The sequence below is a fragment of the Paenibacillus sp. N119s genome (assembly GCF_059447605.1).
Window position 1 is genome coordinate 13,570 of sequence record NZ_JCAJRU010000014.1, and the last position, 26,755, is coordinate 40,324.

29 protein-coding genes, 1 pseudogene and 1 riboswitch are annotated in these 26,755 nt (G+C 44.8%); of the genes and pseudogenes, 18 read left to right on the forward strand and 12 right to left on the reverse strand.

Annotation, left to right across the window (positions count from 1 at the left end; all coding sequences use genetic code 11):
* Nucleotides 1–9 precede the first annotated feature (9 nt).
* Entirely contained in the window at nucleotides 10–924 is a 915-nt protein-coding gene (gene ku / locus AC5V8P_RS03560; RefSeq protein ID WP_063207840.1) for a non-homologous end joining protein Ku, read from the reverse strand.
* A 171-nt stretch (nucleotides 925–1,095) separates the two neighbouring features.
* Between ku and AC5V8P_RS03565 the strand changes: the two genes are divergently transcribed.
* Both AC5V8P_RS03565 and AC5V8P_RS03570 read left to right on the forward strand, forming a co-directional pair.
* The gene (locus tag AC5V8P_RS03565) at nucleotides 1,096–1,335 is read left to right on the forward strand and encodes a hypothetical protein (RefSeq protein WP_063207842.1); all 240 of its coding nucleotides are present in this window, start codon (nucleotides 1,096–1,098) and stop codon (nucleotides 1,333–1,335) included.
* Between the two features lie 52 nt (nucleotides 1,336–1,387).
* Nucleotides 1,388–1,567 carry an H-type small acid-soluble spore protein gene (locus AC5V8P_RS03570; protein ID WP_063207844.1) on the forward strand — a complete coding sequence of 60 codons (180 nt, stop codon included), beginning with the start codon at nucleotides 1,388–1,390 and terminating at the stop codon, nucleotides 1,565–1,567.
* 153 nt (nucleotides 1,568–1,720) lie between these two features.
* Here the strand turns inward: AC5V8P_RS03570 and AC5V8P_RS03575 are convergent, their stop codons facing one another.
* The 5 genes from AC5V8P_RS03575 to AC5V8P_RS03595 form a co-directional block, all read right to left on the reverse strand.
* On the reverse strand, nucleotides 1,721–2,377 hold the full coding sequence (locus tag AC5V8P_RS03575) for a 3-oxoacid CoA-transferase subunit B (protein ID WP_063207847.1): 657 nt from the start codon (nucleotides 2,375–2,377) through the stop codon (nucleotides 1,721–1,723).
* Nucleotides 2,370–3,038 (reverse strand): CoA transferase subunit A, encoded by a 669-nt coding sequence (locus AC5V8P_RS03580; RefSeq protein WP_064795440.1) that lies wholly within the window; start codon nucleotides 3,036–3,038, stop codon nucleotides 2,370–2,372. Before AC5V8P_RS03580 ends, AC5V8P_RS03575 begins: the two co-directional genes overlap by 8 nt.
* A gap of 37 nt (nucleotides 3,039–3,075) precedes the next feature.
* A complete protein-coding gene (locus AC5V8P_RS03585; protein ID WP_063207853.1) occupies nucleotides 3,076–3,816 on the reverse strand; it encodes an acetoacetate decarboxylase in 741 nt (246 codons plus the stop codon).
* 55 nt (nucleotides 3,817–3,871) lie between these two features.
* Entirely contained in the window at nucleotides 3,872–5,056 is a 1,185-nt protein-coding gene (locus AC5V8P_RS03590) for an acetyl-CoA C-acetyltransferase (protein ID WP_064795439.1), read from the reverse strand.
* A gap of 540 nt (nucleotides 5,057–5,596) precedes the next feature.
* Nucleotides 5,597–6,127, reverse strand: a complete 531-nt coding sequence (locus tag AC5V8P_RS03595; RefSeq protein WP_064795438.1) for a cysteine hydrolase family protein — start codon at nucleotides 6,125–6,127, stop codon at nucleotides 5,597–5,599.
* Nucleotides 6,128–6,261: 134 nt separating this feature from the next.
* Here AC5V8P_RS03595 and tsaE point away from each other — a divergent pair, with 134 nt between their 5' ends.
* The 4 genes from tsaE to tsaD are packed head-to-tail and all read left to right on the forward strand — an operon-like array spanning nucleotide 6,262 to nucleotide 9,174.
* A complete protein-coding gene (gene tsaE, locus AC5V8P_RS03600; protein WP_064795437.1) occupies nucleotides 6,262–6,741 on the forward strand; it encodes a tRNA (adenosine(37)-N6)-threonylcarbamoyltransferase complex ATPase subunit type 1 TsaE in 480 nt (159 codons plus the stop codon).
* Nucleotides 6,742–6,744: 3 nt separating this feature from the next.
* Complete coding sequence (gene tsaB, locus AC5V8P_RS03605) at nucleotides 6,745–7,581, forward strand: tRNA (adenosine(37)-N6)-threonylcarbamoyltransferase complex dimerization subunit type 1 TsaB (protein ID WP_064795436.1); 837 nt, start codon at nucleotides 6,745–6,747, stop codon at nucleotides 7,579–7,581.
* Nucleotides 7,582–7,597: 16 nt separating this feature from the next.
* A complete protein-coding gene (rimI, locus tag AC5V8P_RS03610; RefSeq protein WP_064795435.1) occupies nucleotides 7,598–8,113 on the forward strand; it encodes a ribosomal protein S18-alanine N-acetyltransferase in 516 nt (171 codons plus the stop codon).
* Complete coding sequence (gene tsaD, locus AC5V8P_RS03615) at nucleotides 8,110–9,174, forward strand: tRNA (adenosine(37)-N6)-threonylcarbamoyltransferase complex transferase subunit TsaD (protein ID WP_064795434.1); 1,065 nt, start codon at nucleotides 8,110–8,112, stop codon at nucleotides 9,172–9,174. The genes rimI and tsaD overlap by 4 nt, the downstream gene beginning before the upstream one ends.
* Nucleotides 9,175–9,710: 536 nt before the next feature.
* On the opposite strand, the gene AC5V8P_RS03620 is transcribed toward tsaD, so the two are convergent.
* On the reverse strand, nucleotides 9,711–11,675 hold the full coding sequence (locus AC5V8P_RS03620) for an ABC-F family ATP-binding cassette domain-containing protein (RefSeq protein WP_063207874.1): 1,965 nt from the start codon (nucleotides 11,673–11,675) through the stop codon (nucleotides 9,711–9,713).
* A 268-nt stretch (nucleotides 11,676–11,943) separates the two neighbouring features.
* On the opposite strand from AC5V8P_RS03620, the gene AC5V8P_RS03625 reads away from it, so the two are divergent.
* The 8 genes from AC5V8P_RS03625 to AC5V8P_RS03660 all read left to right on the forward strand — a co-directional run bounded on the left by AC5V8P_RS03625 (nucleotide 11,944) and on the right by AC5V8P_RS03660 (nucleotide 18,434).
* Nucleotides 11,944–12,591: a 5-formyltetrahydrofolate cyclo-ligase gene (locus AC5V8P_RS03625; RefSeq protein WP_063207877.1), complete on the forward strand. Its 648-nt coding sequence runs from the start codon at nucleotides 11,944–11,946 to the stop codon at nucleotides 12,589–12,591.
* A gap of 45 nt (nucleotides 12,592–12,636) precedes the next feature.
* Nucleotides 12,637–13,125: a cyclic pyranopterin monophosphate synthase MoaC gene (gene moaC / locus AC5V8P_RS03630; RefSeq protein ID WP_064795433.1), complete on the forward strand. Its 489-nt coding sequence runs from the start codon at nucleotides 12,637–12,639 to the stop codon at nucleotides 13,123–13,125.
* Nucleotides 13,126–13,238: 113 nt separating this feature from the next.
* Nucleotides 13,239–13,721, forward strand: coding sequence for a MogA/MoaB family molybdenum cofactor biosynthesis protein (locus AC5V8P_RS03635; RefSeq protein WP_013369877.1), 483 nt, complete (start codon nucleotides 13,239–13,241; stop codon nucleotides 13,719–13,721).
* A 102-nt stretch (nucleotides 13,722–13,823) separates the two neighbouring features.
* Nucleotides 13,824–14,075: a twin-arginine translocase TatA/TatE family subunit gene (locus AC5V8P_RS03640; RefSeq protein ID WP_064795432.1), complete on the forward strand. Its 252-nt coding sequence runs from the start codon at nucleotides 13,824–13,826 to the stop codon at nucleotides 14,073–14,075.
* A gap of 112 nt (nucleotides 14,076–14,187) precedes the next feature.
* Nucleotides 14,188–14,952, forward strand: coding sequence for a twin-arginine translocase subunit TatC (gene tatC, locus AC5V8P_RS03645; RefSeq protein WP_064795431.1), 765 nt, complete (start codon nucleotides 14,188–14,190; stop codon nucleotides 14,950–14,952).
* 250 nt (nucleotides 14,953–15,202) lie between these two features.
* Nucleotides 15,203–15,484: a co-chaperone GroES gene (gene groES / locus AC5V8P_RS03650; RefSeq protein ID WP_007429271.1), complete on the forward strand. Its 282-nt coding sequence runs from the start codon at nucleotides 15,203–15,205 to the stop codon at nucleotides 15,482–15,484.
* 73 nt (nucleotides 15,485–15,557) lie between these two features.
* Nucleotides 15,558–17,186: a chaperonin GroEL gene (groL, locus tag AC5V8P_RS03655; protein ID WP_013369880.1), complete on the forward strand. Its 1,629-nt coding sequence runs from the start codon at nucleotides 15,558–15,560 to the stop codon at nucleotides 17,184–17,186.
* 210 nt (nucleotides 17,187–17,396) lie between these two features.
* Nucleotides 17,397–17,569, forward strand: a riboswitch (M-box (ykoK) riboswitch).
* Between the two features lie 310 nt (nucleotides 17,570–17,879).
* A complete protein-coding gene (locus AC5V8P_RS03660) occupies nucleotides 17,880–18,434 on the forward strand; it encodes a DUF1003 domain-containing protein (RefSeq protein WP_064795429.1) in 555 nt (184 codons plus the stop codon).
* A gap of 305 nt (nucleotides 18,435–18,739) precedes the next feature.
* Here the strand turns inward: AC5V8P_RS03660 and AC5V8P_RS03665 are convergent, their stop codons facing one another.
* The 5 genes from AC5V8P_RS03665 to AC5V8P_RS03685 form a co-directional block, all read right to left on the reverse strand.
* Nucleotides 18,740–20,248, reverse strand: coding sequence for an oligosaccharide flippase family protein (locus AC5V8P_RS03665; RefSeq protein WP_081276707.1), 1,509 nt, complete (start codon nucleotides 20,246–20,248; stop codon nucleotides 18,740–18,742).
* Between the two features lie 56 nt (nucleotides 20,249–20,304).
* Nucleotides 20,305–21,429 carry an amidase domain-containing protein gene (locus AC5V8P_RS03670; protein WP_064795581.1) on the reverse strand — a complete coding sequence of 375 codons (1,125 nt, stop codon included), beginning with the start codon at nucleotides 21,427–21,429 and terminating at the stop codon, nucleotides 20,305–20,307.
* Between the two features lie 46 nt (nucleotides 21,430–21,475).
* On the reverse strand, nucleotides 21,476–22,132 hold the full coding sequence (locus AC5V8P_RS03675) for a class F sortase (RefSeq protein WP_231116709.1): 657 nt from the start codon (nucleotides 22,130–22,132) through the stop codon (nucleotides 21,476–21,478).
* A gap of 48 nt (nucleotides 22,133–22,180) precedes the next feature.
* The gene (locus tag AC5V8P_RS03680) at nucleotides 22,181–22,504 is read right to left on the reverse strand and encodes a hypothetical protein (RefSeq protein ID WP_064795428.1); all 324 of its coding nucleotides are present in this window, start codon (nucleotides 22,502–22,504) and stop codon (nucleotides 22,181–22,183) included.
* Between the two features lie 121 nt (nucleotides 22,505–22,625).
* The gene (locus AC5V8P_RS03685; protein ID WP_064795427.1) at nucleotides 22,626–23,417 is read right to left on the reverse strand and encodes a polysaccharide deacetylase family protein; all 792 of its coding nucleotides are present in this window, start codon (nucleotides 23,415–23,417) and stop codon (nucleotides 22,626–22,628) included.
* 216 nt (nucleotides 23,418–23,633) lie between these two features.
* Between AC5V8P_RS03685 and AC5V8P_RS03690 the strand changes: the two genes are divergently transcribed.
* The 4 genes and pseudogenes from AC5V8P_RS03690 to AC5V8P_RS03705 all read left to right on the forward strand — a co-directional run.
* Complete coding sequence (locus tag AC5V8P_RS03690; protein WP_081276706.1) at nucleotides 23,634–23,747, forward strand: YjcZ family sporulation protein; 114 nt, start codon at nucleotides 23,634–23,636, stop codon at nucleotides 23,745–23,747.
* A 386-nt stretch (nucleotides 23,748–24,133) separates the two neighbouring features.
* Nucleotides 24,134–24,847, forward strand: a complete 714-nt coding sequence (locus tag AC5V8P_RS03695; RefSeq protein WP_231116707.1) for a collagen-like protein — start codon at nucleotides 24,134–24,136, stop codon at nucleotides 24,845–24,847.
* 421 nt (nucleotides 24,848–25,268) lie between these two features.
* Nucleotides 25,269–26,153 carry an AraC family transcriptional regulator gene (locus AC5V8P_RS03700; protein WP_064795425.1) on the forward strand — a complete coding sequence of 295 codons (885 nt, stop codon included), beginning with the start codon at nucleotides 25,269–25,271 and terminating at the stop codon, nucleotides 26,151–26,153.
* A gap of 97 nt (nucleotides 26,154–26,250) precedes the next feature.
* A pseudogene (locus AC5V8P_RS03705) lies at nucleotides 26,251–26,755 on the forward strand (prolyl oligopeptidase family serine peptidase); the annotation flags it as partial.

Below are 26,755 nucleotides of genomic sequence, written 5' to 3' on the forward strand. Positions count from 1 at the left end.
TCTGTAAGCTCAAGTTTCTTTACGTTTAGCAGGGCTTCTTCTCTTTTTAACTGGAGCAGGAGAGATGTCGTCGCCTGCGACAGCCTGCTGTGCTGTCACGGCAGCTGGCTTACGTGCAGCGCGTTTTTTCGCACCAGGACCGGGGTCGGTAACGACTGGCTTTACTGCCTCAATACTGGCTTGAAGGGCAGCCATCAAATCTACCACATTCGTTTGAGGCTGTGTTGGGGCAATGCGCACCTCTTCTCCAGCTACTTTATGCTGGATAAGATCCAGCAGCCGCTCGCGGTACTGATCCGTATACTTTGCTGCATCAAAAGGGGTAGACAGCTGCTCAATCAGCATTTTTGCCATGGTCAGCTCCTTTTCTTTAACCTCCTCCTGTCCGGGCAAGTTGGGAACTTGAGCAATTGGACGAATTTCGTCCGGGTAAAACATGGTTTCCACCGCCAAGCATTCATCCAGTACGCGAATGGCGGCAAGGCTGCTTTTCGAACGGATGGAGATTTGGGCAATCCCGATTTTTCCGGTATCCTTCATGGCATTCATGAGCAGCTTATACGCATTGGAGCCAGCCTGATCCGGGGACAGATAATACGTTTTCTGAAAGTAAATCGGATCAATTTCCTGTAAATCCACAAAATCCAAAATCACGATATTTTTATCGGCTTGTCCGCTAACTTGCTCCAGTTCCTCCTTGTCAAACATGACAAATTTTCCTTTTTCATATTCGTATCCTTTTCCAATTTCCTCCCATTCAACTTCCTTATCACAAACAGGGCACTTTCGTACATAGCTCAGTGGGCTTCCACATTCCTTGTGAATATAACGCATGGAAATGTCCTTATCTTCAGTAGCTGAAAACATTTTAACTGGCACATGAACCAGCCCGAAGCTGATCGCGCCTTTCCAGACCGTATGCATACCGCCAGTCCTCCTTTTTTAATCCGCATTTTTCATTTTTCACTAGTATGCTTCGTGCAAAAGATTGTATGAGGGGCAAATGAAGGCTGCGAAATTGCTTTGATTTGCGCATGGTTTCGGCTTTTTTGGTGAATGTTAAGCCATATCCGATTCAAAGGAGGTACACAATGGATGCCTAGAAAACCCTATCCTCGGCAAATTAGTCATCGTGTGGGTCAAAGTCACATTGCCTTTCGAGGGCCTGCTGGAGGCGAACAGGATGCATTGCCGCCCGAGTTTGCTCTTTCACATGGAACACAGTCGCCTTTTCCTGTAGCTGTGGCTCATGTAGACATGGAGGCTGTAGTTTCAACCTCGCCTTCTGATAGCTTTCCTTCATTAGATGTTGAACGGATTTTAGATGAAGACTAGGTCACAATGTTTCTAATATTATGTACAAAAACAAGCAGCAGGAGGAAAACAGATGAACGTGGAACGAGCAAAAGCCATTTATGATTCATCCGACACGATTGCCGTCCAATTGGATGGCAAACCGATTTGGATTGAGCATGTAGATGAAGCGAATGGTATGGCAACGGTACAGATCGGCAGCAGACCCGGCGATACACAAACTGTTCGTGTAGATCGACTGGAAGAGCAATAGGAGAGGGATACCAAACTAAAAAGGCTCGCAATTGCTCAATGAGCAATTAGCGAACCTTATTTATATCCTAAATGCGATCTGAAGATGGAAAGACAAGTTAAACGCTAGAGAAGTTAATTGAAAGGTGGAGATGGTGTTCCATGTCTACATCTTTTACACTGCCATGGTCTTCAAATGTGGTGAAACGATCAGTTCAGCCTCTGTTGCCTTTTGAACATCTTCCACCGATAAACCTGGAGCAATTTCCTTGAGCATGAGCCCTTTACCCGGAATAACATCAATGACTGCCTTTTCAGTTACGATGGTCTTTACAACATTTACGGCGGTGAGGGGCAGCTTGCATTGTTTTAGTATTTTTGGCGCCCCATTTTTGTTCACATGCTCCATGGCTACAATCACTCTCTTGGCTCCAACCACCAAATCCATTGCTCCGCCCATGCCAGGCACCTTTTTCCCTGGGATCATCCAGTTTGCCAGGTTACCTTTTTCATCGACCTCCAGGGCACCCAAAACGGTGACGTCCACATGCCCTCCACGTATGATGGAAAATGAAAGCGCACTGTCCAGAAAGCAGGCACCTTTTACGGTTGTAACGTAGTTTCCGCCTGAATCGATACAATCGACTCTTTCTTTTCCCGGGGCTGCTTTGGGACCAACGCCGACGATTCCGTTCTCCGCCTGCAGCATAATATTAACGTTTTCAGGGATATAGTCCACTGCCATTGTAGGCAATCCAATGCCCAGGTTTACCACTTCGCCATCTTTGAATTCCTGGGCTATTCTTCTAATAATCAATTCTCTATTATTCATTGTCTCCACCCACCTTTACAATCGCATCGACGAATATTCCAGGAACGTTGATATGATTGGGGTCAATTTCCCCGGCCTTCACGTATTCGTCGGTCTGAGCAATTACATACTCGGCTGCGGTAGCCATAACCAAATTGAAGTTGCGTGAAGAACCGTTGATGACCAGGTTCCCTGCTTCATCAGCTTTATGGGCTCTGATGAGCGCCACATCGGCTTTCAGCGGCAGTTCGAGCAGATATTCTCTTTCGTCAATTTTGATTTTCTTTTTTCCTTCCTCTACAATGGTGCCTACACCTACAGGGGTTAAAATACCACCCAAACCAGCTCCACCTGCGCGTATTTTTTCAGCAAGCGTTCCTTGCGGGAAGAGTTGAACGTCCGCTTCTTTCGTCATCAGGAGTCTTCCTGTTTCTGGATTGGAGCCAATATAGGATGCAAAAATCCGCTTGACTCTGCCACTTTTCACAAGTCTGTAAATAGACAAATCCGGTGTACCTGTATCATTGGAAACGATCGTAAGATTGTCAGCGGAATTGGTGTCGACAAGCGCACGCACCAGTTCCTCCGGAATGCCTCCTTGCATAAAACCTCCGACCATCACCGTGTCTCCGTCTTTGATTTTCTGAACTGCTTCTTCAGCGGAGTTTACTTTTTTATTCATGGTTCCGTCTCCTTATCTATTTTTTAGGAAGCAAACTTTATTGGAGATAATCGTATAGGACTCTTCCATATGGAAGCGTTAAATCGGCAATAAAATGTTTTCCGCCAACATAAGCTTTAACCGGCAAATCTGCTACAGGAGCATTAACATGTGGGATCAAGCTTAATCTGGCAGGCCCTGACCAGGCGCCTTTTACAGTAATATTTTCAAGATTATATGCCACTAGCTGAGCAATTTTAGGGGTACCGTCTACATCAGGAATTAATTTCAAATTAACTTGCGTTTTTGCGATGGCTTTAGCCGTTTCCTTTTCATCAAGCACGTTATATTTGAAAGGGGTGGTTCCCATGGCTACCAGGACGTTATTGTAATGCAATGTACCCGTCAGCGTCTCAGTATCCTCAACGACCAGGCGAGGTTTCGCCCATTTTTTCGGAAATCCCCAAATTTCACGTCCCCCCAGAATAGCAGGTGCATTATCCAAATACATTTGGGCGACAAAATTGCACGGTTCTCCCTGATAAGTACACGGAATGACAATACCGCTTTCCTCATAGCTTCCCAAACCGGATGAATCGGGCATTTTGATCCATTCATAGGAGACCGTATTACTTCCATCGGGCTGAAGGGGTTCCGGGACCGCCTGTCTAATCGCAGCGGGATCGGATTCATAGGTAATAATAAAGAATTCCCGGTTGATGAAGCGGCATGGCGGACGTCCATAACTACCACTGGCCGCAGGCATGGATTGGAGTGAAAGTACATCTTTTTGATTCATAGCGATCTCCCTTCTTTTTTAAGAGGTATTTCAACAATTATCTTGAACACGCATTTTAAATGCGAGCATTTTCAACCAGCATGGCTATTCCCATTCCTGTTCCAATGCATAACGAGACTACGCCGTAACGTGAAGATCTGCGCACCATTTCATGAACTAACGTAACCAATACCCTAGCACCGCTTGCACCAACAGGATGACCGATTGCGATCGCGCCGCCATTGACATTGACCTTCTCTGGATTAACTCCCAGCTCTTTTTGCACCGCCAGCGCTTGTGCAGCAAACGCTTCATTGATTTCAAAAAGATCAATAGAATCAATCGACATTCCCTGTTTCTGCAGAAGTGACGAAATAGCTTTTACCGGTCCCATTCCCATATATGCAGGGTCAACACCAACAAGCGAGTAACCTTTGATATAGGCCAGCGGCTTTAACGCATGTTCCTTACATTTGTCTTCCGACACGACTAACATAGCCGCCGCACCATCATTGATGCCCGAAGCGTTTCCGGCAGTAACCGTTCCGTTCTCCTTAAACGCGGGCTTTAAGTTTGAAAGTTTTTCTTTCGTCGTATTTCCTCTTATGTGTTCGTCCTCTGTGAAATAAGTAGTTTCTTTTTTGTTTTTGATCATGACCGGAACAATTTGCTCTTCAAAAAACTTGTTGTTTTTTGCCTCGGAAGCCTTTATCTGGCTTTCATAGGCAAATGAATCTTGCTCCAGTCTTGAGATTCCATATTTTTCGGCAACATTTTCTGCGGTAATTCCCATATGGTAATGGTTGATTGGGCATGTTAGGCCGTCGGCCACCAGGGAGTCTACCAATTCACCGTTGCCAAGCTTGTAGCCGTTTCTTGCATTTTTTAGCAGATAAGGGGCGTTCGACATGCTCTCCATGCCTCCAGCCATGACGATGTTTCCTTGTTCCGCCAATATTGAATCGTAAGCTAACGCGACGGCATGAAGTCCTGAACCGCAAACTGTGTTTATCGTTGATTCGGGTACATCAATGGGGATACCCGCTTTAAGTGCCGCCTGTCTAGCAGGGTTTTGTCCATTGCCTGCTTGAAGAACATTTCCCATAAAAATTTGATCAATCAAAGAAGGCTCTAATTTACTTTGCTGAAGGCATGCCGTCATCACGGTTGCTCCCAGTTCAGGAGCGCTCAAGGGCGCAAGGGCTTTATTAAACGAACCGACCGCTGTTCTCAACGGGCTTACTATAGCTACTTTTTTCATAAAAACTCACATTCCTTTCGCTGTGTTCGAGGACACATACATCCATGACTGCACTTCAATTCGTAATTTTCGGTCCTAACCTACGAAACGCAGAGACTGCAAGATACATTTACATGCGGGCATATCATGGTGCCTAGACAGTGAGTATGATGGTCCGATCGCCTTCTTTCCTGTCTGGAAATTAAAACCAGAATTATCATAGTTCCAATACAGATTTTGCTCAATGTTCAAATCTTTACATAGATCTAAGTACAGATGTTTATGGAGCCATATCCTCCACAATAATTAGGCCATTCTAACGTTTCCTGTTAATTTCTTTATTTTTCTGAAAGTTGTGATCAAAAATTGAATTTTCTGTTAAATATGAAATTTCAAATCAAGCTATGAAAAAGTTTTCTTCGAGTCCTTCTTATGTAGACCTTATCTTCGGGTCACTCATTGCATTTGACGTTATAACGTCAGTATTTTTTTGTTAGCGTGAACAAAAAAAGAAGCCGATTGCTTGAAAGCAACCGGCTTGGAGCATAAACTTCAAAAAACTCAAGGAAAATGTACATCTGCTGTCGCAAGCAAACGTGCAAAGCGATTCCCTAGCGTTGCATTGTGATGAGCTACAATTTGTTCGCCGCTCAGCACCTTGCTATCAAATGTAGTATGCGCATCTGATACAAGCACGTTGTTTTGGTATCCCAGACTATAGGCGCTTCGGCAAGTCGTGTCGAGACAAAATTCAGTCTGCATCCCGGCAATAATCAACTGATCTGCCCCCAATTCCTGGAGCGCATCACCCAATTCAGTCTGGTAGAAGCTGTCCCAGGATGATTTACGGACAATTCGTTCATGAGGAAGAGGACGCACTACGTCGGCGATAGCCCAGCCTATACTGTTTTCCCGGAAATCCTCATCTGCTTCATCAGTATGCTGTACAAAAATTACCGGTGTGCCGGCAGCTCTGGCTTGAGTCAAAAGCTGCTGCAAATGTGCTATAACCTCCTGCTCACGATATAGCTTCTCATCATACATGAACATAGCCTGCTGAACATCAATCAAGAGTAAAACGGTTTGCCCCATCGGTTCGATTCCCTCCCTGTGTGTATTATCTAACTACAATAGCATGTCTACATGCCTTGCGGCGACATAAGGTGAACTATATAATAAAGAACAAGTTGGAACGGTCCGATGCGGACGAAAGGTGATTAAAAGAGATGACAATTTCGCAGGAACAGTGTGTATTCCGTTCTGTCTCAGAGGAACAGACCGGGACATTAGCAGGCTTTTTGGCAGCCAAAGCGGTTCCCGGAACCGTAATTGTGCTGGATGGAGATCTGGGAGCGGGTAAGACTGCTTTTTCCAAGGCTTTTGCCAGCCAATTAGGTGTGCCGGGTATCGTAAATAGCCCAACCTTTACCCTCATTAAGGAGTACGAGGGTCGATTGCCTTTGTATCATATGGATGTATACCGGATTTCCCAGGACGAGGCGGAGGATCTTGGGCTGGACGAATATTTTTACGGGACAGGAGTATGTCTGGTGGAATGGGGTAGTATTATACCGGATATGTTGCCGGATCAGCGGCTTCACATGTATATAGAAACAACGGATGTAGGGGAGCGCTTGATTCACCTGACTGGGTACGGCGAGCCTTATGAACAATGGTGCCGCAGTTTGCGGGAGAATGGAGTTTGAACCATGCAAAGAGAGCATACAGATGTAAATGAAAAGCCGCGTGAGCGGTTTTTGGCGTTAGATACAGCGACGACCGTAATGGCGGCTGCCCTGATGAACGGAAAAGAGCTGCTGGGAGAAAGTAACGTTTTGGGTGAACGCAATCACTCGGTGCATGTCATTACCGAGCTGGAACGGCTCTTAAGCGAAGCAGGACTGACACGCAACGATGTGGACGGCCTTGCCGTAGGTGTTGGACCGGGATCTTACACCGGTATCCGAATTGCGGTGACAGCAGCCAAAACATTAGCTTGGGCCTGGGGGGTTCCGGTGACTTCCATTTCCACTTTGCAGGCTTTGGCATGGGGTGGATGGATCCGTGGTATCGAGCTGAAAGGGCAAGAAGGTAAACCTGAGTCTGTGCATAACGGCTCGTCTGGGGCGCAGGCAGCAGACTGGATTGTGCCTGTGCTGGATGCGCGCCGTGGTCAGGTGTACACGGGACTGTTCGCCGCGAATACTGTTAACGATATCGGCAGCCCGCAGCGGTTAGAGCCGGATGCCATCCGGTTGATGACTGCATGGACGGATGACCTGCTGCAACGTTTGGAGGCATTGCCTGCCAAAGAACGTCCTGCGGTTATTTGGCTCGTAGGTGAAACGGCGATTCACGCCGAAACTGCGGAGCGCTTGCGTGCATGGAGCGAGCTTCGTATTGTACCTTATGAGCTGGAAGGAAAATGGGTTGGCCGCCTTGGGGCGGATAAGCTGCTTCGTCAGGAACATGACGAGCTACATACGCTGGTTCCGAATTATACCCAGCTGGCGGAGGCGGAAGCCAATCTGCTTCGCCAGCGCTGAAGAGGCGGTGAGCAACATGGCAAAGAACATACAGCGGGAAGAGAAGCTTGAGTTTCGTTTAATGCAACTGGATGACATCCCCGATGTGCTGGAGATTGAGCATGAAGCGTTCACGTTGCCGTGGACGGAGGAAGCCTTCCGCAATGAGCTGACGATGAATCATTTTGCTAAATATATGATTATGGAACTTAATGGACGAGCCATTGGGTATGCAGGCATGTGGACGATTATGGATGAGGCTCATATTACGAATATTGCGGTTCGCGAGGCATATCGCGGACGCAAGTTTGGAGACAAGCTGTTGGATGAGCTGATGCTGACCGCCTCTTATTTAGGGATGGAACGTATGACTCTGGAGGTACGGGTAACGAATCGGATCGCGCAGGGCTTGTATGAGAAAAAGGGCTTTAAGCCCGCAGGTGTGCGCAAAGGCTATTATTCGGATAATAACGAGGATGCTGTAATCATGTGGGCGGATCTTCCCGCACACGGGGCATCCGGTGAACAGGAAGGAAGCGTGCAGGAGCAATGACGCAAGCGGAAAAAACAGGTACAGGCTCTGCCAGCGGTGAGCCTTGCTATATACTGGCAGTGGAAACGAGTTGTGATGAAACGGCTGTGTCCGTCGTGAAAAACGGCACAGAGGTGCTTTCGAATCTGATTTCCAGTCAGATTGAAACACACAAAGCTTTTGGCGGGGTTGTGCCAGAGGTAGCATCACGCAAACATGTGGAAAGCATTACTTATATGCTGGACGAGGCCATGCAAACATCGGGAATCAGTCCCCGCGAGATTTCAGCAGTTGCGGTGACACAAGGACCAGGACTGGTTGGCGCATTGCTGGTTGGAATTGTGGCCGCCAAGAGTGCGGCTATGGCATTCGGCAAGCCATTAATTGGAACACATCATATTGCGGGACATATTTATGCGAATCAGTTGGAGCATGATATTGTATATCCGTGCATTGCTCTCGTGGTGTCAGGAGGGCATACTGAGCTGGTACTGATGGAGTCCGAGGGTCATTTTCAGCTTATTGGTCGTACAAGGGATGATGCGGTTGGAGAAGCCTACGATAAAGTAGCGCGAGCCATCGGATTTCCGTATCCTGGCGGTCCGCATGTGGATCGTGTAGCCCATGAATCGAAGGAAGTGGTTACCTTGCCGCGTGCATGGCTGGAGCCGGATTCTTATGATTTTAGCTTCAGCGGCTTGAAGTCTGCAGTGCTGAATGTAATTAACCAGACGAAAATGCGCGGAGAGACCGTTCATGCGGGGGCGATTGCAAGAGGTTTTCAAGAGTCGGTCGTAGAGGTGCTGGTGGAAAAAGCGATTCGCGCTATGCGTGAATACGGTGCGAAGCAGCTGCTGCTTTGCGGCGGTGTTGCTGCTAATCGTGGATTGCGTACAGCATTGCGGGAGCGCTGCGAGCGTGAAGGCATCGAACTGCTTATACCGTCCATGAAATACTGTACAGATAATGCAGCGATGATCGGTGCCGCAGCATACGCCAAGTGGAAGCGTGGAGAATTCACCTCATTGGACATGAAGGCTGATCCAGGGCTGTCTCTGGAAGAGTGGTCTGTTCAAGCTTAATAGGAAGGACACGACACGTCCTAAGGGTCGTGTCTTTTTTGTTTCGTGCTATACATATATAAAAATAATTTCAAGAGGATAAAATACAGGAGTTTGAGCGCAGGAATGCCAGTATTTTATTTCCTCGCATGATTCGTCACAATTGTTTACGATTTTTCATGATCCAGCAAAAAAATATGAAAATTTTATACTGCCCGAATAATGATGTGATTTGTCAAGTTGTGAACAAAGTTATCCACATATACCGTACGAAATGTGGATAATTAAGCTGAAAGCACGCAGGCTAAGACTTTTAGGAGATAGCCGAATGGGGGATATATCATAGCTAGAGCGAATGTGAAATCTGTGGATAATGTGGATAAGATGGTGGATAAATTTGGTTTTCATTTGAAGTTGGCGTTTTATCAATAAAAAAATGGCCCAAAAGGCCATTTTTCAATATCGTTCATGCACAAAAGCTGTGGATATTCTTGTGTACAAAAAAATAGAAGAGGAAAATGTGAAATTTTTATGGCTAGGATGTTATGCAGCAGCTTTTATGCCTCAAGCAGTTCCTCCCAGGATGCATAGGTTTCGGTCAATTCCTGTTTATGGGTGTCGAGTTCTGCCTGAATACTTTGAAGCGCCGTGTAATCCTGATAAATCTCAGGCAAAGTCATTTGTTCCTCTAAGCCTGCAATTTGTTCTTCCAGCGTTTTGATCTTGTTTTCCAATGCCTCCAGCTTGCGTTGACGGCTGCGTTCCTCGCTTTTGGCTTGTTTGTCTGCCGCATAGGTGGCCGCACGTGATTTGGGGGTGGTCTCGTCTGTTGCTGATGCAGAGGAAGACGATGTTTTGCCACGGCTGCTCTGACTTGCTTCGAGAGCTTCCTGCGCTATTTCTTCCAGCTCTTGTTTTTTGGCTACATAGTCATCATAATTCCCCAGGAAATGTTCTATTCCTTCAGGATGAAGCTCGATAACACGCTCAGCCATTTTGTTAAGGAAATAACGGTCATGGGAGATGAACAGCAGTGTACCGTCATAGTCCATCAACGCTGCTTCCAGTACTTCCTTGCTAAACAGGTCGAGATGGTTTGTAGGCTCATCGAGAATTAATACGTTGGCTTCACGCAGCATTAGTTTGGCCAGGGATACGCGGGCTTTTTCTCCTCCGCTTAATGAAGCTATCTTTTTCAGTACATCGTCACCGCTAAACAGGAAATTACCCAGCACTGTCCGAATCCGTGCTTCTTCCATATGAGGGTACTCACTCCACAACTCCTCCAGTACGGTATTGGCGGGGTTCAGGTTTGTCTGCTCCTGGTCATATAAGCCGATTTTGATTTTTGTCCCCCAATGGATAGACCCGGCAGCCGGTTTAAGTGAGCCGGTCAGGCATTTAAGCAGCGTCGATTTACCGATCCCGTTCGGACCAATCAATGCCACCGTATCTCCTCGCTTTAAGTCAAAGGAGGCATGCTGGAATAAAGGCTTTTTGCCCTCATACGCTACGGAAAGATCGCGCACCTCTAATACTTCTTTACCCGACATATAGGCGGTTTCAAAAGAAAAATGGGCTTTTTTCAAATCGCCCATAGGCCGATCCATGCGATCCATTTTATCTAGCTGCTTGCGGCGGCTCTGGGCACGTTTGGTTGTAGAGGCTCGCACGATATTGCGCTGTATAAATGCCTCCATACGGGCGATTTCTTCTTGTTGTTTTTCGTAATGCTTGAGATTTGTTTCGTACTCGGCAGCCTTTAGTTCCATATAGCGGCTGTAGTTGCCTGTATAGCGGGTGGAGCGATGGCGTTCGATTTCAACAATTGTTGTCACCAGTCGATCCAAAAAATATCGGTCATGTGATACGACCAGCAGTGAGCCGGAGTAGCCGCGCAAATAGTCTTCCAGCCAGGTCAGTGTCTGAATATCCAGATAGTTGGTAGGCTCATCAAGCATAAGCACATCTGGAGCGAGCAGCAGGATGCGTGCTAGCGCAAGCCTGGTTTTTTGACCTCCGCTCAGGGTGACTACAGGCGTCTCGGGTGCAAATGAACCAAAGCCCATGCCGTGCAGCACACTGCGAATACGGGTCTCCATTTCGTAACCGCCGTGATCCTTGAACCAGTCTGAGCGTCGTGCATAGCGTTCGAGCAGATCGGCATAACGCTTTTCGTTCTGCGCATTGGCCGGTTCGGCGATTTCCTGCTCCATTTGCCGAAGCTCTCGTTCTGCATCAATCAGCGGTGCGAACACCAGCATCATTTCATCCCAGATCGAGCGGTCAGAATCCAAACCGCTGTTTTGCGCCAAATAACCGATGCTGGTTTCCTTTGCCTTAAAGATTTGTCCACTGTCATACGATATTTCACCAGCAATGATTTTGAGCAGGGTCGATTTGCCTGCACCGTTCACACCTACTAGTCCAATACGTTCACGTTCCAATATTTGAAGGTTAATCCCGTCCAGAACGGGTTCAATTCCATAGGATTTCGTAATTCCGGTTACTTGCAATAGCATAGCGTATCGTTCCTCCATTACAATTTGCACAGTTCTGCCTGCCTTTTTCGCAGGTACCTTCCTTCCAGTTTACATGAAATTACCCACTATTGCACTGCTTTCACTCCCCAAACCCTTGAGCCTCGTGTAGTCAATTTGTATAAACAATGATAAACTTAAACGAGAAGTGAAAAAGAATGAAAAAAACTTGCAACGTACAGCACTTACTGACAAATGAACAATTGTAACGTTTGGATGATTATCGACGATTGTGCGGGAGGGCGGATATGTGGATGTCTGTAATGTGAAGAACGCGCTGCGTGTACAGCAACGGGAAGCGCGTGACTCCATGGACCCGCTGACAAGGCAGAAGGCATCGGCTGTGGCCTGTCGGCATGCAATCGAGGCATGGGAGCAGCTTAGAATAGACAGAAATGGGGATAAGCTAACCTTATTTAGTTATCTCTCTTTTGGCAGCGAGATTTCGACGACTCCCCTCATTGAGCATTGCTGGTCACAGGGAGATCGTGTCCTGGCCCCGAGAGTGGATTCGGTAAGCCGAACCATGGAGCTGAGGGAGATGGATGAGTACGGAAATATGGTGCCCGGCGTATGGAACATCCCTGAGCCTGCATTGACATGCAAGGAATGGTTGCCTGAAATGTGGACGGGAATCGACTGGGTGGTTGTCCCCGGCTTGGCCTTTGATCGTCATGGAGGCAGGATCGGTTATGGTGGAGGTTACTATGATCGCTTTACCGCACAGGTAGAGGCAGAGAAGCGTAATAACGGTTCCGTAGGTCCGCTGTATGTCTCGCTACTGCTACCGGGACAATTGTTAGCACAAGTACCCATGGAGCCAGGAGATTTGCGAGTGGACGTGCTGTTTACACCGGAAGGACGCTTCGATTGTGATCATGGCAAAATCGACAAATGATGAATGAAGTAAAGTTGGGTATGTGAAAGGAGCTGTGAGGGAGTCGTGGATTCCTTTACTCATTTTAACGAACAGGGACGAGCTCGTATGGTAGATATTTCGGGCAAAACGTCTACGGTTCGTACGGCAGTCGCCGTGACTCAGATTACGATGGATCCGGCTACATTGACGGCTGTAAAAGAAGGAAGAATTGGCAAGGGTGATGTTCTTGCCGTAGCCCAGGTCGCAGGGATTCAAGGTGCGAAAAAAACGTCAGACTGGATACCGATGTGTCATCCGCTGGCGCTGACAGGCGTGAACATTACTTTTTCCGATAATGGACATGATGTGCTTCATATTGAAGTTGAAGTGAAGACCGAGGGTAAGACAGGTGTAGAAATGGAAGCTTTGACAGCGGCTTCAGCCGCAGCGTTAACCGTGTATGATATGTGCAAGGCGCTGCAAAAAGATATGATCATCGGCCCTACCATGCTGCAATCCAAAACGGGTGGCAAGCATGGGGATTTTCAAAGGGAGGACCACCAGAAACCTTGACATAGACAACATTGTCGCCGAGAGGGTACTGTGATGTGATGGAGGATGCAGCGCGGCTGTTTCTGATTTTCAGAAGAGAAAGTATTCTTTCATGATAGGAGAAGGGTGATCTTATGGTGTGGAAAACGGCGATCCTAACAGCCAGTGATAAAGGGGCAAGGGGAGAGCGTGAGGATACAAGCGCACAGGTCATCCGGGAACTCGTCGAAGAAGAACTGGGCGGAGAGATTGTGGAATACCGGATCGTTCCCGATGAACCGGATGAGATTATTGCGGCTTTGATCGAAATGACCGATTATTTTCATGCAGACTTGGTGCTAACTACGGGCGGAACCGAACTGGCGATTCGTGATGTGACACCTGAGGCGACCAGACGGGTCGTGGAACGGGAAGTGCCAGGTATGGCGGAAGCCATGAGAATGATCGTGATGCAGAAAAATCCGGCGGCCATGCTATTTCGTGGAATCGTGGGGATACGCGGACGTACGCTGATTGTCAATTTGCCAGGAACGCCAAAAGGCGTACATGAAAATTTGGCAGCGATTATGGATCAACTCCCGGAAGCATTGCTTATGGTGACAGGTCAGTTCCGGTAGAAGGCAGCCCGTGTGTGTGGTATGATACCTGTAAGAATTTTAAGGCTGTATGCGGACAGAGGTTTTTCATTTTGTTCGTCAATATAAGGAGGATTACTACACATGCCCAATATTGGAGCACCGGGTTATATTTTGTTAATTATTCTGGCGCTGCTGCTCTTTGGTCCGAACAAGCTGCCTGAGCTGGGCCGAGCTGTAGGGCGTACATTCCGTGAATTTAAAAACGGGGCACGCGATATTTTATCTGAAGATGAACGGACTGAGCGTAAAGAAAGCCAAGATAGTGTGGTCCAAGCATCACAGACGACGTCTTCAGAAGTTCAACCTCAGCCCGAGAATAAACGCTTGTCATAGATTTAGTTATTTATTATTGCTGTTTGTATAACGAACATGAGCCTCTTCTTCAGTGAAGGGCTTTATTTTTTAGGAGGCGCTGCTGCGTCCCGTTCAGAAAGGAGGAATGGACTTGTCCCCACCAGAGCATGAAATGCCACTAATGGAACATCTGGGTGAGCTTCGTCGCAGAATAATTTATGTGCTGATTGTATTTGTATTGGCACTGGTTGGTGGTTTGTTCGCGGCGGGTTCTGTCTATGACTGGCTTATTCGATCCGGTTCGGCGCAAGCTTTTCAGTTAAACGCATTTTCCTTTTGGGACGGGATTGGTATCTACATGAAGATCGCCATGATCATTGGCATTGCAGTGGCGTTGCCGTTTGCCTGCTACCAATTGTGGAAGTTTGTCAGCCCGGGATTAAGGCCGCAAGAACGGAGTGCAACTTTGCGATATGTGCCTTATGTGCTGCTTTTGTTTATGATTGGCGCTGCTTTTGCTTATTTCATTATTTTCCCGATGGCGATTCAGTTCACATCGTCCGTCACCAAAAGCATGGGGTTGCAGGAAACGTACGGTATTGCACAATATTTCACCTTTATGTTTAACATTGTGCTGCCTGTAGCGCTGCTGTTTGAACTCCCCCTGCTGATCATGTTTCTGACAGGGATTCGTGTACTCACCCCGATGAGGCTTCGCAAGTGGCGAAAGATCTCTTATTTCCTGCTTGTTTTTGTCGCTGTTGTGATCACTCCGCCGGATTTTATATCCGATTTTTTGGTGGCGATTCCGTTGTTGGTGCTGTATGAAGCGAGTGTATATCTGTCATCGGTCGTGTACCGTAGACAACTGCGTGCACAGGAAGAACGGGAAGCCCAATTGCGTAATTTTTCTTAAATCTATCAGCATAGCTGTCTTAAAAATAACCATTAGCCTTGAGTTAACGGTTATTTTTAGGATAGGTGGATATAATCAAGAATGGCTGTCCATAAAAATTCCCATAAAAAATACATTAGGGACTTGAAATTCAATCTCAAGTTGAGTATCATAAAGTTGGTTGTTAGCACTGACGACTGTTGAGTGCTAATACATACAACATAACAACCAAATTACAGAATAAAACACTTAATAAGGAGGCTATTTTTTCATGATCAAACCTTTGGGTGAACGCGTATTGGTGGAAGCAATTGAGCAAGAAACAACGACTTCCTTTGGAATCGTACTTCCTGACTCTGCCAAGGAAAAGCCGCAAGAAGGCAAAATTATCGCGGTTGGCGCAGGCGCATTGAAAGACGGTGCCCGTATTCCTCTGGAAGTAAAAGAAGGCGACCGTGTTATTTTCTCCAAATACGCTGGAACGGAAATCAAATATGAAGGTAAAGAATATTTGATTATGAAAGAAAGCGATATCCACGCGATCATCGGTTAACCGGAACCCGGACAAGACCTAAATATAGGAATTGAAACAAATCATTCATAATCCATAGGGAGGTTTATCACAAATGGCTAAAGACATTAAATTTAGTGAAGACGCTCGCCGCTCCATGCTGCGCGGGGTAGATGCATTGGCTAACGCTGTTAAAGTAACACTCGGACCGAAAGGCCGTAACGTTGTACTGGAAAAAAAATTCGGTAGCCCGCTCATCACTAATGACGGTGTAACGATTGCAAAAGAAATCGAGCTGGAAGATGCGTTCGAAAACATGGGCGCTCAACTGGTTAAAGAAGTAGCAACTAAAACGAATGATGTAGCTGGTGACGGTACTACTACGGCAACGGTTTTGGCTCAAGCCCTCATCACTGAAGGTTTGAAAAACGTAACTGCTGGCGCAAGCCCAATCGGTATCCGTAAAGGGATCGACAAAGCGGTTAAAGCAGCTGTTGCTGAACTGCAAGCCATCTCCAAACCAATCGAAAGCAAACAATCCATTGCTCAAGTAGCTGGTATTTCCGCTGCTGATGATGAAGTAGGCGAACTGATCGCTGAAGCTATGGAAAAAGTGGGCAAAGACGGTGTAATCACAGTCGAAGAATCCCGCGGTTTTGCAACAGAACTGGAAGTAGTTGAAGGTATGCAGTTTGACCGTGGCTACATTTCTCCGTACATGATTACAGATACGGACAAAATGGAAGCTGTACTGGACAATCCGTATATCTTGATCACTGACAAAAAAATCACAAACACACAAGAAATCCTGCCTTTGCTTGAAAAAATCGTACAACAAGGCAAGCCACTCGTTCTGATCGCTGAAGATATCGAAGGCGAAGCGCTGGCTATGCTCGTTGTCAACAAGCTGCGTGGTACATTCAACGCTGTAGCTGTTAAAGCTCCTGGCTTTGGTGACCGTCGTAAAGCAATGCTGCAAGACATCGCTGCCCTGACAGGCGGTCAAGTAATCACAGAAGAACTGGGTCTCGACCTGAAAACTGCTTCTGTGGACCAACTGGGTACAGCACGTCAAGTGCGTATTACAAAAGAAAACACGATTGTGGTTGACGGTGCTGGAAACAAAGCCGACATCGACGCTCGTGTTAGCCAAATCCGTACGCAACTGGAAGAAACTACCTCCGAGTTCGACAAAGAGAAACTGCAAGAGCGTCTGGCTAAATTGTCCGGCGGCGTAGCAGTAATCAAAGTCGGTGCGGCTACTGAAACAGAATTGAAAGAACGCAAACTGCGCATCGAAGATGCTCTGAACGCAACCCGTGCTGCGGTTGAAGAAGGGATCGTATCCGGTGGTGGTGTAGCGCTCCTGAACGTATACAAAGCAGTTGCAGCTGTTGAACTGCAAGGCGACGAGCAAACAGGCGTGAACATTGTATTGCGCGCTCTGGAAGCTCCAATCCGTACCATCGCTGCTAACGCAGGTGAAGAAGGCTCTGTAATCGTTGAGCGTCTGAAACGCGAAGAAGTTGGCGTAGGCTTTAACGCAGCTACTGGTGACTGGGTAAACATGATCGAAGCTGGTATCGTAGACCCTGCAAAAGTAACTCGTTATGCATTGCAAAACGCTGCTTCCGTAGCGGCTATGTTCCTGACTACTGAAGCAGTTATCGCTGACAAGCCAGAACCAGAAAAGGCTGCAATGCCTGACATGGGCGGAATGGGCGGCATGGGTGGCATGATGTAATAAAACCCAAAAACCTTGTTGCACCAAGGGTTTAAGGGGTTGTTATATTGATTTGTTAACGATTTGTTAACAATCAGTCTGTTTTTTAGAGGCTCTCATTAGTTCTCCGAACTTTTGAGAAGCCTCTTTTCTTTTTCTGGCTTAGTGCCGGTGGGGTATATTTGGGTTGACAGCACATTTGGACAGCAGTATGCTTTGCTAAGGAAATATTGATGTCCTCGTTAGGTGAGGCTCCTATATGAACATAAGCCACTGCCCGGAAACATCGAAAGATGCCAATGGGTATAACAGGAATTGCCGGATTAAGGCTCTTCTTAATGTGGCTAAAGAACTTTGGTTCTTTTACGTCGTATAGTGCTAAAGCTCGACTGGGGGGAACCGGATATTTGCATGCTTTATCTTGCATGCAGAACTGCGCCCTTCAGTTGAGCTGAGGGGCGCTTTTATTTCAATGTGCAGGTTTGGCAATGATCTGGTTCCAGTGTGATCAGTAAATTATGGAGCCCACACATGTTAAGGGGAGAGGGGTTGAACCATTCAATGAATAGTCGAAGTTCGTCTGAACCGGATCCAGAACCAGTGAGTCTATTGGTAGTCGGGTTAAAACTAGATACCATAATTGAATATGGTTGCTACTCCTTTCCTACGGGTTAGTATTAGGCCCGACTGCCTTAAAACAAGGAGGCAGTTGACATGTCAAAAATGAATTTTTTTCAAAAAAAACAGCAAAATAAAAATGCTACTCATATTCAAGGCTTTGATATTGAATTGAATCAGGAAAATACTCGTCGTATTGATCGTCTAGTTGATAGTTACGAAAATAGCATTCTTTCTCATTTAGATGAAGCGTACCAAAGAACAACAAGCTGGCAAGATCGTCTTGCGGATCGGATTGCATCATTTGGCGGTAGCTGGAGATTTATTACTTATTTCGCTATCTTTCTGACCCTCTGGATACTCTTGAATAGCTTGCCGTTTACTCGCTTTCATTTCGATGAACCTCCATTTATCTTGTTGAACTTGTGTTTGTCCTTTATCGCAGCATTTCAGGCTCCGGTCATTATGATGAGTCAGAACCGCCAAGCTGCAAGGGATAAGCATGAATCGATCATTGACTTCGCGATCAACTACAAAGCCGAACAAGAGATTGACGATATGCAGAGCCACCTTCATCGGATCGAAGGCGAACTGATTGAGATTAAAAAACTCTTACTTGTTCTAAAACAACCGAATGAAGAACACAAATGACACTTTAGATTATATAGAGGCCCCGTAGAGAAGTTTTTACCTCAATCGATTCAGATTAAAGAATCTTATTTCTTTCGAATCAGTTTGAATTTAGAGTAGATATATCGGTGATTCTTCAGGATCAAGCCCATATAAGGATGTACAAATTTATGATTCGAAAATAATACTGGGCCTCGGGAAGTAGCATGCCTACGGCTCGTGCTGCAGCAACTTCCGTTATTTATGGAAATGATATTTATATAATCGTTGGCTCACGATTAACACGTCCTTGTAAATAAGCAGGGCTCCCGCGAGGGAGCCCTTTTTTATGCAAGTGCTTTTAATTTTACTTTTAAGAATAGGGTACACCAACAGCAAAAGTGGATAATCTCTACAACCATAATGATGGATTCTGACCAGTTAAGTAGGGTTAAAGCTTTGGAACATAGTGTGCACATAATTAGAATGGCTTCGAAAATCAGAACGTCCATTAATAAAAAGATAATTGTGTGTGATTTAGGCCTCTGTAAGAGCTGTAGAGCGTGGAAATTCCAGAGTGTGGAGACTAATTCCATCATTATGACACCCACACACATTCCGATATAACCAAATTTGGGGATAGCCAGTAGGGTGTAGAGGATCATGAAATTGGAAAGGACGCCAATGCAGAGGCCAATAAAAGGAGTTTTCTTTCGATTTTTTGCCCATAAAATACTTGTAGTCACTTCCCGTAACCCGACAACTAATGGTAACATTGCTAACGACTTAATCGGATTTGCAGCGTTTTGTATTCCAAAAATATATAAGGAAATTTCCGGAGCGTATTTAAAAATGAAAAAACCTGAGGCTAATCCCCAGACCCATGCTATTTGCATGGCAATATAGCTCTTTTTGTAGAATAAATGATATAGCCTATTTTGCCAATCTGCAGTTATTTTCATCGTGAGTGTATGGGTTAGGGAGCCTGTAATCAAAGTAGGCATATAAGCGACAACCAGTGCGATGCCAGTAACAGTACCGAACATCTCGGCTGATTCTTTGGGCGAAACCCCCGCAACCTGTAATCGCTGAGGGATGATCATGGCATCAATAAAGTCGGAAGCAGGAATAAGTAAGCGTGTAAGGGCGATAGCAAGTGAAGCCTGTACTAACAAAGGCAAATCCGTTCGAATAGATGGAAGAGGTGAGGGGGATAACCCGATTACGGGACGATTATATATAAAGAAAGCAGAAAGAATAGCAAACGATACGATCGCGCCTGTAAAAGTCCCAAGTACTGCTCCGCCTACAGCAAACTCAATGCCAGATTGAATAAATAGTGGCACCATACACATTAAGGTACCAATTCTCACGGATTGTTCTATAATTTCCGAAAGGGCAATGGTGGTATATCTTTCAAGCCCTTGCAAATAGCCGCGCAGTAAACTTAACAAGGGAACGACCAGTATAGCAGGAGAGAGGTAGCGAATCGCAAAGTTGAGCTGCGGATAACCAAGTAAATTGGCAATTGGCGTTGAAAGGCGAAAGACCAGGACACTACATGCTATTCCCGCGAGAATCATGAAAACTGCAAAAAACTTAAATAGCCGCCAGCCTCTGGCTGTGTACTTAGCTGTAAACATACCCAGAGCTGTCGGCAATCCTCCAGAAATAATCATTAGTATTAAGCTATAGAAGGAGTAGGCCAGCTGATAAAGCCCCATTCCTTCTGCTCCAACAAACCGTGTCATAAATACTTTTCCGACCAAACCTATGGCTTTCACAACAATCATTGCATTAGCTCTTACCATGGTTTGTTTTAAGATAAGAGGTAATTTCAAATTTTTTTCCCCCATTAGAAGTTGTCCATTATCATTTTATGACAGCAACTGTTGGGGTATGAACATGATACTTAATCTCGTATGTGAATCAACAAATACTTGGTGTTTTTGTCCCATCCCAAATCAAAAGGTACTTTAAAACGGTCGGCAGTATGGGAGTTGACTAAAGGATAGCCACTCTGATCAAATCCTACTACAACAGAGAAATGATCTACATCTCCTCTTAATACGTAAGCAATCAAATCACCTGGAAGTAGCTGAGGTTTTTCGGGTTGCTGCTGTAAGTCATTGACGGATTGGACGACATTGGAAAAGCTTCCTTGTCCGATAATCCTGCCATACCCAGAGCGTATAAGAAAATTTTTAAATGCATCCGTCTGAACCCATGCTTGGCTCCCACCGTTACCATAGGAGTAATGCCATCCAGATCTCATAGGAAGTCCTCCGCCTTCCTCCTTGTCTCCGATAACTTGAGAGGAAAAGTTAGTGCAGTCTCCTCCTTTAGAGTTGTAATCTAGGTATTTTTGGTTGTAGCGCTGACCATTTCCTGCCCCCCATGTTATTCCTGCATACTTGTTGGCATAGTCAACGGCTCGTGTTCGGTTGTATTTATTAATAATCTTTGCTGGCTCTAATACAGCTTTAGTGGGAATGAAATGCAAATCGCTTTTTTCGATTTTTTTGGGGTTCTCTTCCAAAGGATCTGAATACCATTCCCGTTCCACGTACCAACGATTATCCTTTTTTCTTAGTGTGATGCCATGCCGTGTTCCAATTCCAAAATCATGCTGACCGGGATAGGTATTTACATACTCATAACTCAATTTCAAGGACTGAACAAGTGACACTTTTGCGATGTCGCCCAGTACTTCTATACGAGCTATCCTAATGGAGCTTTCCGCATTCACAAATTTTATTTTACGATGCTTGGCCCATTCTTGAATGTATTCGGCTCTATTGATTTCATGAAGATATGCGTAGTTACTTCGTTTGTCTTTTAACAAGTAATGGTCCTCGATATGCTTTTTATCCTGATTCATCAATAATCTGGTACGGTCTTCAAACAATTCTTGAAGAAAAGGGACCACGTTATCCTTCTGAACTGGCTCGGCTTGTGCATGAAAATTAATGAAGCTGCAAGCGGGGATCGTTAGCAAGATCATGCACAGTAAGTGTAATTTTTTGATTCTAAGCACCTGCATTCATTCTCCTTGGAAAGGTAAATTGTTTTTTGAAAATGCCCTACTTTTGTATCATAAGTTTCTCACAGGCTGAATTCATGTGTGCTAATTTGGTAAAGACGACCAATCGCCCTTCATGTTCCTTCTTGCTTCGACTGTAGCGCCCAGCACAGGTAATCAAGTTTAAACGGTGCTCTTCTGTAGGACCAAAAATCGTTTGAATCGGTGCTTCGGGGGTGAGGTAAAACTTTACGGACTCCACTACAAATTGAAGCTTGCAACCATTATCGCCAGTTACATACACATAATCGCCTTTTTTCAGTTTTTTTAGAGGATAAAAAACTGCTGGACCCGTGTATGTATCGACATGCCCGTCCATAATTGCATTACCTGCTGAACCTGGCAACACATGGTTAGATAAATACCCTACTCGGTCTGTTTTATTTGGGACGCCCATCTGGCCATTCTCTAAATAAGTTACCGGTTCTATAATTGAATGAATACGAACCGCTGGAATATCGATTTTATGTGGAATGATCCCGGGAAAATAATTTTTTTTAACAGGTAAAGAATTTTTTGTGATTTTATAGGCTTGAGTTTTAACCTTAACTGGCTGATTCGTGGGAATTTTTCTTTGGTCTTTAGCTGTGAGCGAACAGCATGTGGTTCCCAATAAAATCAATAGCACCATAAAATAAATGATCCACTTTTTGTTCATATGAAGAAAGAGAGAGGGGTTTAGTTGATCCTCTCTCTTTTGTCCCTCCTAATTCATTTGCTCGCTTGCGCCACCAAATCCTGTTTTTGGCAATTTAGTAGCCTTTGCTTTAATGCTTTTAGCTTTAATACTTTTCGTATGGATTGTTTTTCCATCGATCATTTTGGCAGGTGCAGCTTCACGTGCATGCAGCTTGTGAGCTTTCTCATGCTTGCTCTTAGCATGTATTTTGTGCTCTTTTTTCGTATGGCTCTTAGCCTGTTGTTGGTGCATTTTGTGTTCCTGTTTTTCTGCGGGCGCAGATGCAGATGCCATCGATCCTACAGACATAAATACTGCCAGAGATGCAACAGCCAATATTGCTTTTTTCATGATATTTGCCTCCTTGAATAGTTGTTAATTGTTAATCCCTAATATAATTTCCGTACCAAGAGCTTTTCATGTAGCCAAGTATTTCCTAGAAGGTGTTGTATTGGACTTTACATAAATGAAGTCATTTATTCACTTCAATAAATCCTTCGGGAGTCTTGTGAGTCGCAAGCAGTTCGGAAACAGTTATAAAGGTAAAGCCTCTTTTTTTCAGCTCAGGCAAAATGATTTTCAAGGCTTCCATAGTTTGTGTACTTTTATATACATAGTCGTGCATCAGAACAATATCGCCGTTGCGAGCATTACGGAGTACCTTGTTGGCGATGCGTTGCACACCAGGTTTTCGCCAATCCAAGGTATCTTGATGCCAGGACCATAAAATTATTTTTAGCCCTTTTTCTTTAGAAAGTTCGACGAGTGAATCTGTATAATAACCGCCTGGTGGACGGAAAAAGTGAGTTTCTGTTCCTGTAGCCTTAACAATGCTGGCTTGACCCTGGTCAACCTCAGATAAAGCTTTATCACGGGAAATTCGATGGAAGGATGGATGATGAAAAGTGTGGTTGCCGACATCATGCCCTTCTTTAAGCTCTCGTTTTACAATGTCAGGAAATTTTTCTACGCGGCTACCAACAACGAAAAAGGTCGCTTTAGCATCATATTTCTTAAGCAAATCCAAAATAGCCGGCGTGTTACTTGTATCCGGTCCGTCATCAAAAGTCAGGGCAATTACCTTGGGTTGATGAGTAGGAACTTCCCATACAATATCGCCACGTTCTTCATAATAGGATCTTCCCTTTGTATGTGCAGGAGAGACGTTTGAGGTGTTCTGTGCGATCACATATGGAGTAGGGAAGGAGCTGGAGCACAGCAAAAAAGCAGCGATGGCAGAAGACACCAATCGAATGTTTTTCATCGGGCCTAATCTCCGTTCTAACGTTTTTAGGTTAGGTTGCCATGAAGAAGTGTGCTTTATTCGACTATCTTAGAGCATCGATAGACTAGGATATGTGCTGTATGATCTAATCTTTTAATGGGTTGGCAAAATTATTATCTACTTACCTGAATGCCCTGTCATAGAATGTATTTATACATATATTGAATTGTACAACGAGTAAAGGAGGTTAGGGCTATGGGAGCATGTGATAATAACACTCCAGGTGTTGGCGGTATGTGGACTTCTACAGCAGCAATCTTGGTACTTTTTATTCTGTTGGTTATAATCACTAAATCATTCTGGGTTTAATTTTGCTAAATAACTTCTATTAAAAATGGTGTAAACACCCTACTGGCTGTTGAAGTGTACCCCTTAGAATAGACATTGGAAACCTTCTTGGTTATTCCGATGAATTCTAGGGGGTGTATTTTTGCAGTTTGCTCTTTTTTCTTATACATAAATCAAATTAAAGAGGGACGTGTTAACGTCCCTCCATCCAGTCAATCCATTGAATTGAATAAGCCTCTAATGGATGAGTTGTAATAAACCAAACATGATAGGGTCAAGCCTATGCCTATCTTTCCTAGATGAAGTCAACAGCCCAATCTTTTTAGTTCATTGCACAATAAACTAATTTGACTAGACTTTGGAGGTGATCATTAATTATGTTTCGACATCATTGTTGGCAAAACAAAATGCATCGGAGAAAATTTAGAAGATGTACAGTTAAAAAAATCAAAGTTTTACCAAAGGTCATTGTTAAAGGGATTCAAGGTCCTCAAGGTCCTCAAGGTCCTCAAGGGCCCCAAGGACCACAGGGGCTGCCAGGTCCACAGGGATTGCCAGGTCCACAAGGAGTTCCAGGTGCTCAAGGTCTTCAAGGAATTCCCGGCCCTGCAGGGGCAGTAGGAGCAACAGGACCGGCAGGAGCGATAGGACCAGCAGGACCGGCAGGAGCAGTAGGGCCAGCAGGAGCAACGGGGCCAGCAGGGCCAGCAGGCGCCGGGATATCAGACTTCTTAAGTGTTTTCAGAGCAGATCCTAGTACGGGGACTGACACAGTTCCGGGCAACTCACCAATTACCTTTACTGGGGTTTTAGCGAATGTTGGTGGCGCATTTACTTTCACTCCTCCATCTCCAACGATAACCATTAACGAGACGGGGAGCTACTTCATCTCATTTTCTATTCACAATCAAGGTAATGCGGATTTCAATCTTACTGTTAACGGAAATCCTATAACACCATTACCTTTCTCAGGGAATGGTGGGGGACCTACCGCAGCTGAGGTTATCATAACCGTTACAACTGTTCCAACTACAATACAACTGGTAAATGCCAATGCAACTCCTGCCCAGTTGCACAATAATATTAATACAACGATGACAATATTAAAGTTGGCGCCTTAATATTGTTGCTTAGTAGTAACTTATTCAGTAAAAGGTTTAAGGTTTATGTCTTTTATCCGGTCAGTTTGTCTAATTTTTCAGAGAAGCCCTGAACGGGATAAAGCCAAAAGGATGTAGTTGGAGAGCAGCGGACGATGTGACTAAGGACATTGTCGCTGCTTTCTGTTCCTGAAAGTCGAAAGATAATTAGGCAGTTGGACGCCTTGATTGAAAGCGTTGACATGAATTTTAACTCTCTATATACTTAGCTTAGTTAAATGAAAATGAATAACATCAGGATTGTTACTGTTATGCAAAACGCAGGCAAAACCTAAGGAACAAAATGTTAAGATCTCGGGATCTTATGTATTTTGTTATCTTAGGTTTTTTTGTTTATGGAGAGAGGGAGGTATTATGTTCACATCTGAGAGGAGCGACAAATTTGGAATATAAATATGAGCTGGTTCAGGCAGACCACCATTTTCCACTAAAAATTATAGTTCATTCTTCTAATGAACCAGCATACATACCTAGACATTGGCACGACAGTATCGAAATATCCTATGTACTTTCAGGAAGCATCGACAATATCTATATAGATGGCACGAATTACAGCTCTAAAAAAGGAGATATTGTGCTCATTAATTCAAATGCTATTCATTCCTTTTCTGTGGCTAAGGGCAATGGGAGAGAGGCTATAACCGTTCTGATTCCTTCAGGATTTATGCGAGAAAATACGAAGGGCAGTAATCCTATTTTATTTGATTGCATATCCATTTTCGAAAGCAACGAGCAGCGATTACAGCATTTTAAGGAACTGCGTGATCTATTAAACACATTATTTGTAGCTTACCTCAACCAGCACAATGACCCTTTAGTACATATCCATCTAACGTCACTATCTTATAAACTGGTATACCTTTTATTAATGCATTTTAAAATGGACAACGAATCGGTCCCTGGCTTTAACACTAACAAATATTTGGAACGGCTGACGTTGATCACCGATTATATCAAAGAAAATTACGATCAGAGCCTATCCCTGGATTCCATAGCCCAGGTTTTTGGATTGTCTCCCGAATATTTGTCCCGTTTTTTTGTAAAGCATGTAGGTATGACGCTGTTTCAATATATCAATGCCATCCGTCTGGAGAAATCTTTCCGTGTTCTTATGAATACGGATCATTCAATCCTACAAATTGCGCTGGAACACGGATTTCCGAACGAGAAGTCCTTTGTCAGGGTATTTAAAAAGGTTTATCAGGCAACACCGCATCAATATCGAAAAAAACACAAGGAGCGTCTGCAGCCAGGAGTCAGTAATTGACCTGAATTAGGCTAATAAAAGGCAGGATGTAAATAAAAAAATCGTTAAAATTATTTATGTAAGCGTTTTACTAATGGGTCTGGGAGGTAAGTCATCTATGTTTAAACAGTTTAGAACGGTTGCTAAAACCACTATGTTATTTACTTTAGCTGTCAGTACGACCCTTGCTTTCAACTCTGGTGCATGGGCCAAGGAGCTCACCTCATACCGGACGGTTGCGGAGGTCAAGGATTGGGGAGCAACCATTACGAAGATCATTGTTAATCTGGGTAAGCCGATACCCAAAGATGCGATAACCAAGGAAACATTTAAGGTACATGTGGAAAGAAGCGACAATAGGTTGGTAAATTCATTTATTGAAAAAGGCAACAGAAAGGTCACCAAGGCCTATGTATCGGACAAAAACGGCAACCCTGTAAAGAAAACGGGAAGCTACGTTGTGCTGGAAATGGAAATCGGCCCGGCCTTAACATTGGGCTCCGCTATTCATTATGATACAGGTTCCGGGTTTAACGGATGGAATGAGAACCAGTACACAATCACGCAGCAAAAGGCTATTAAAACCCAATCAGGAACGATTTCCGGCTTGAAAATTGACACCT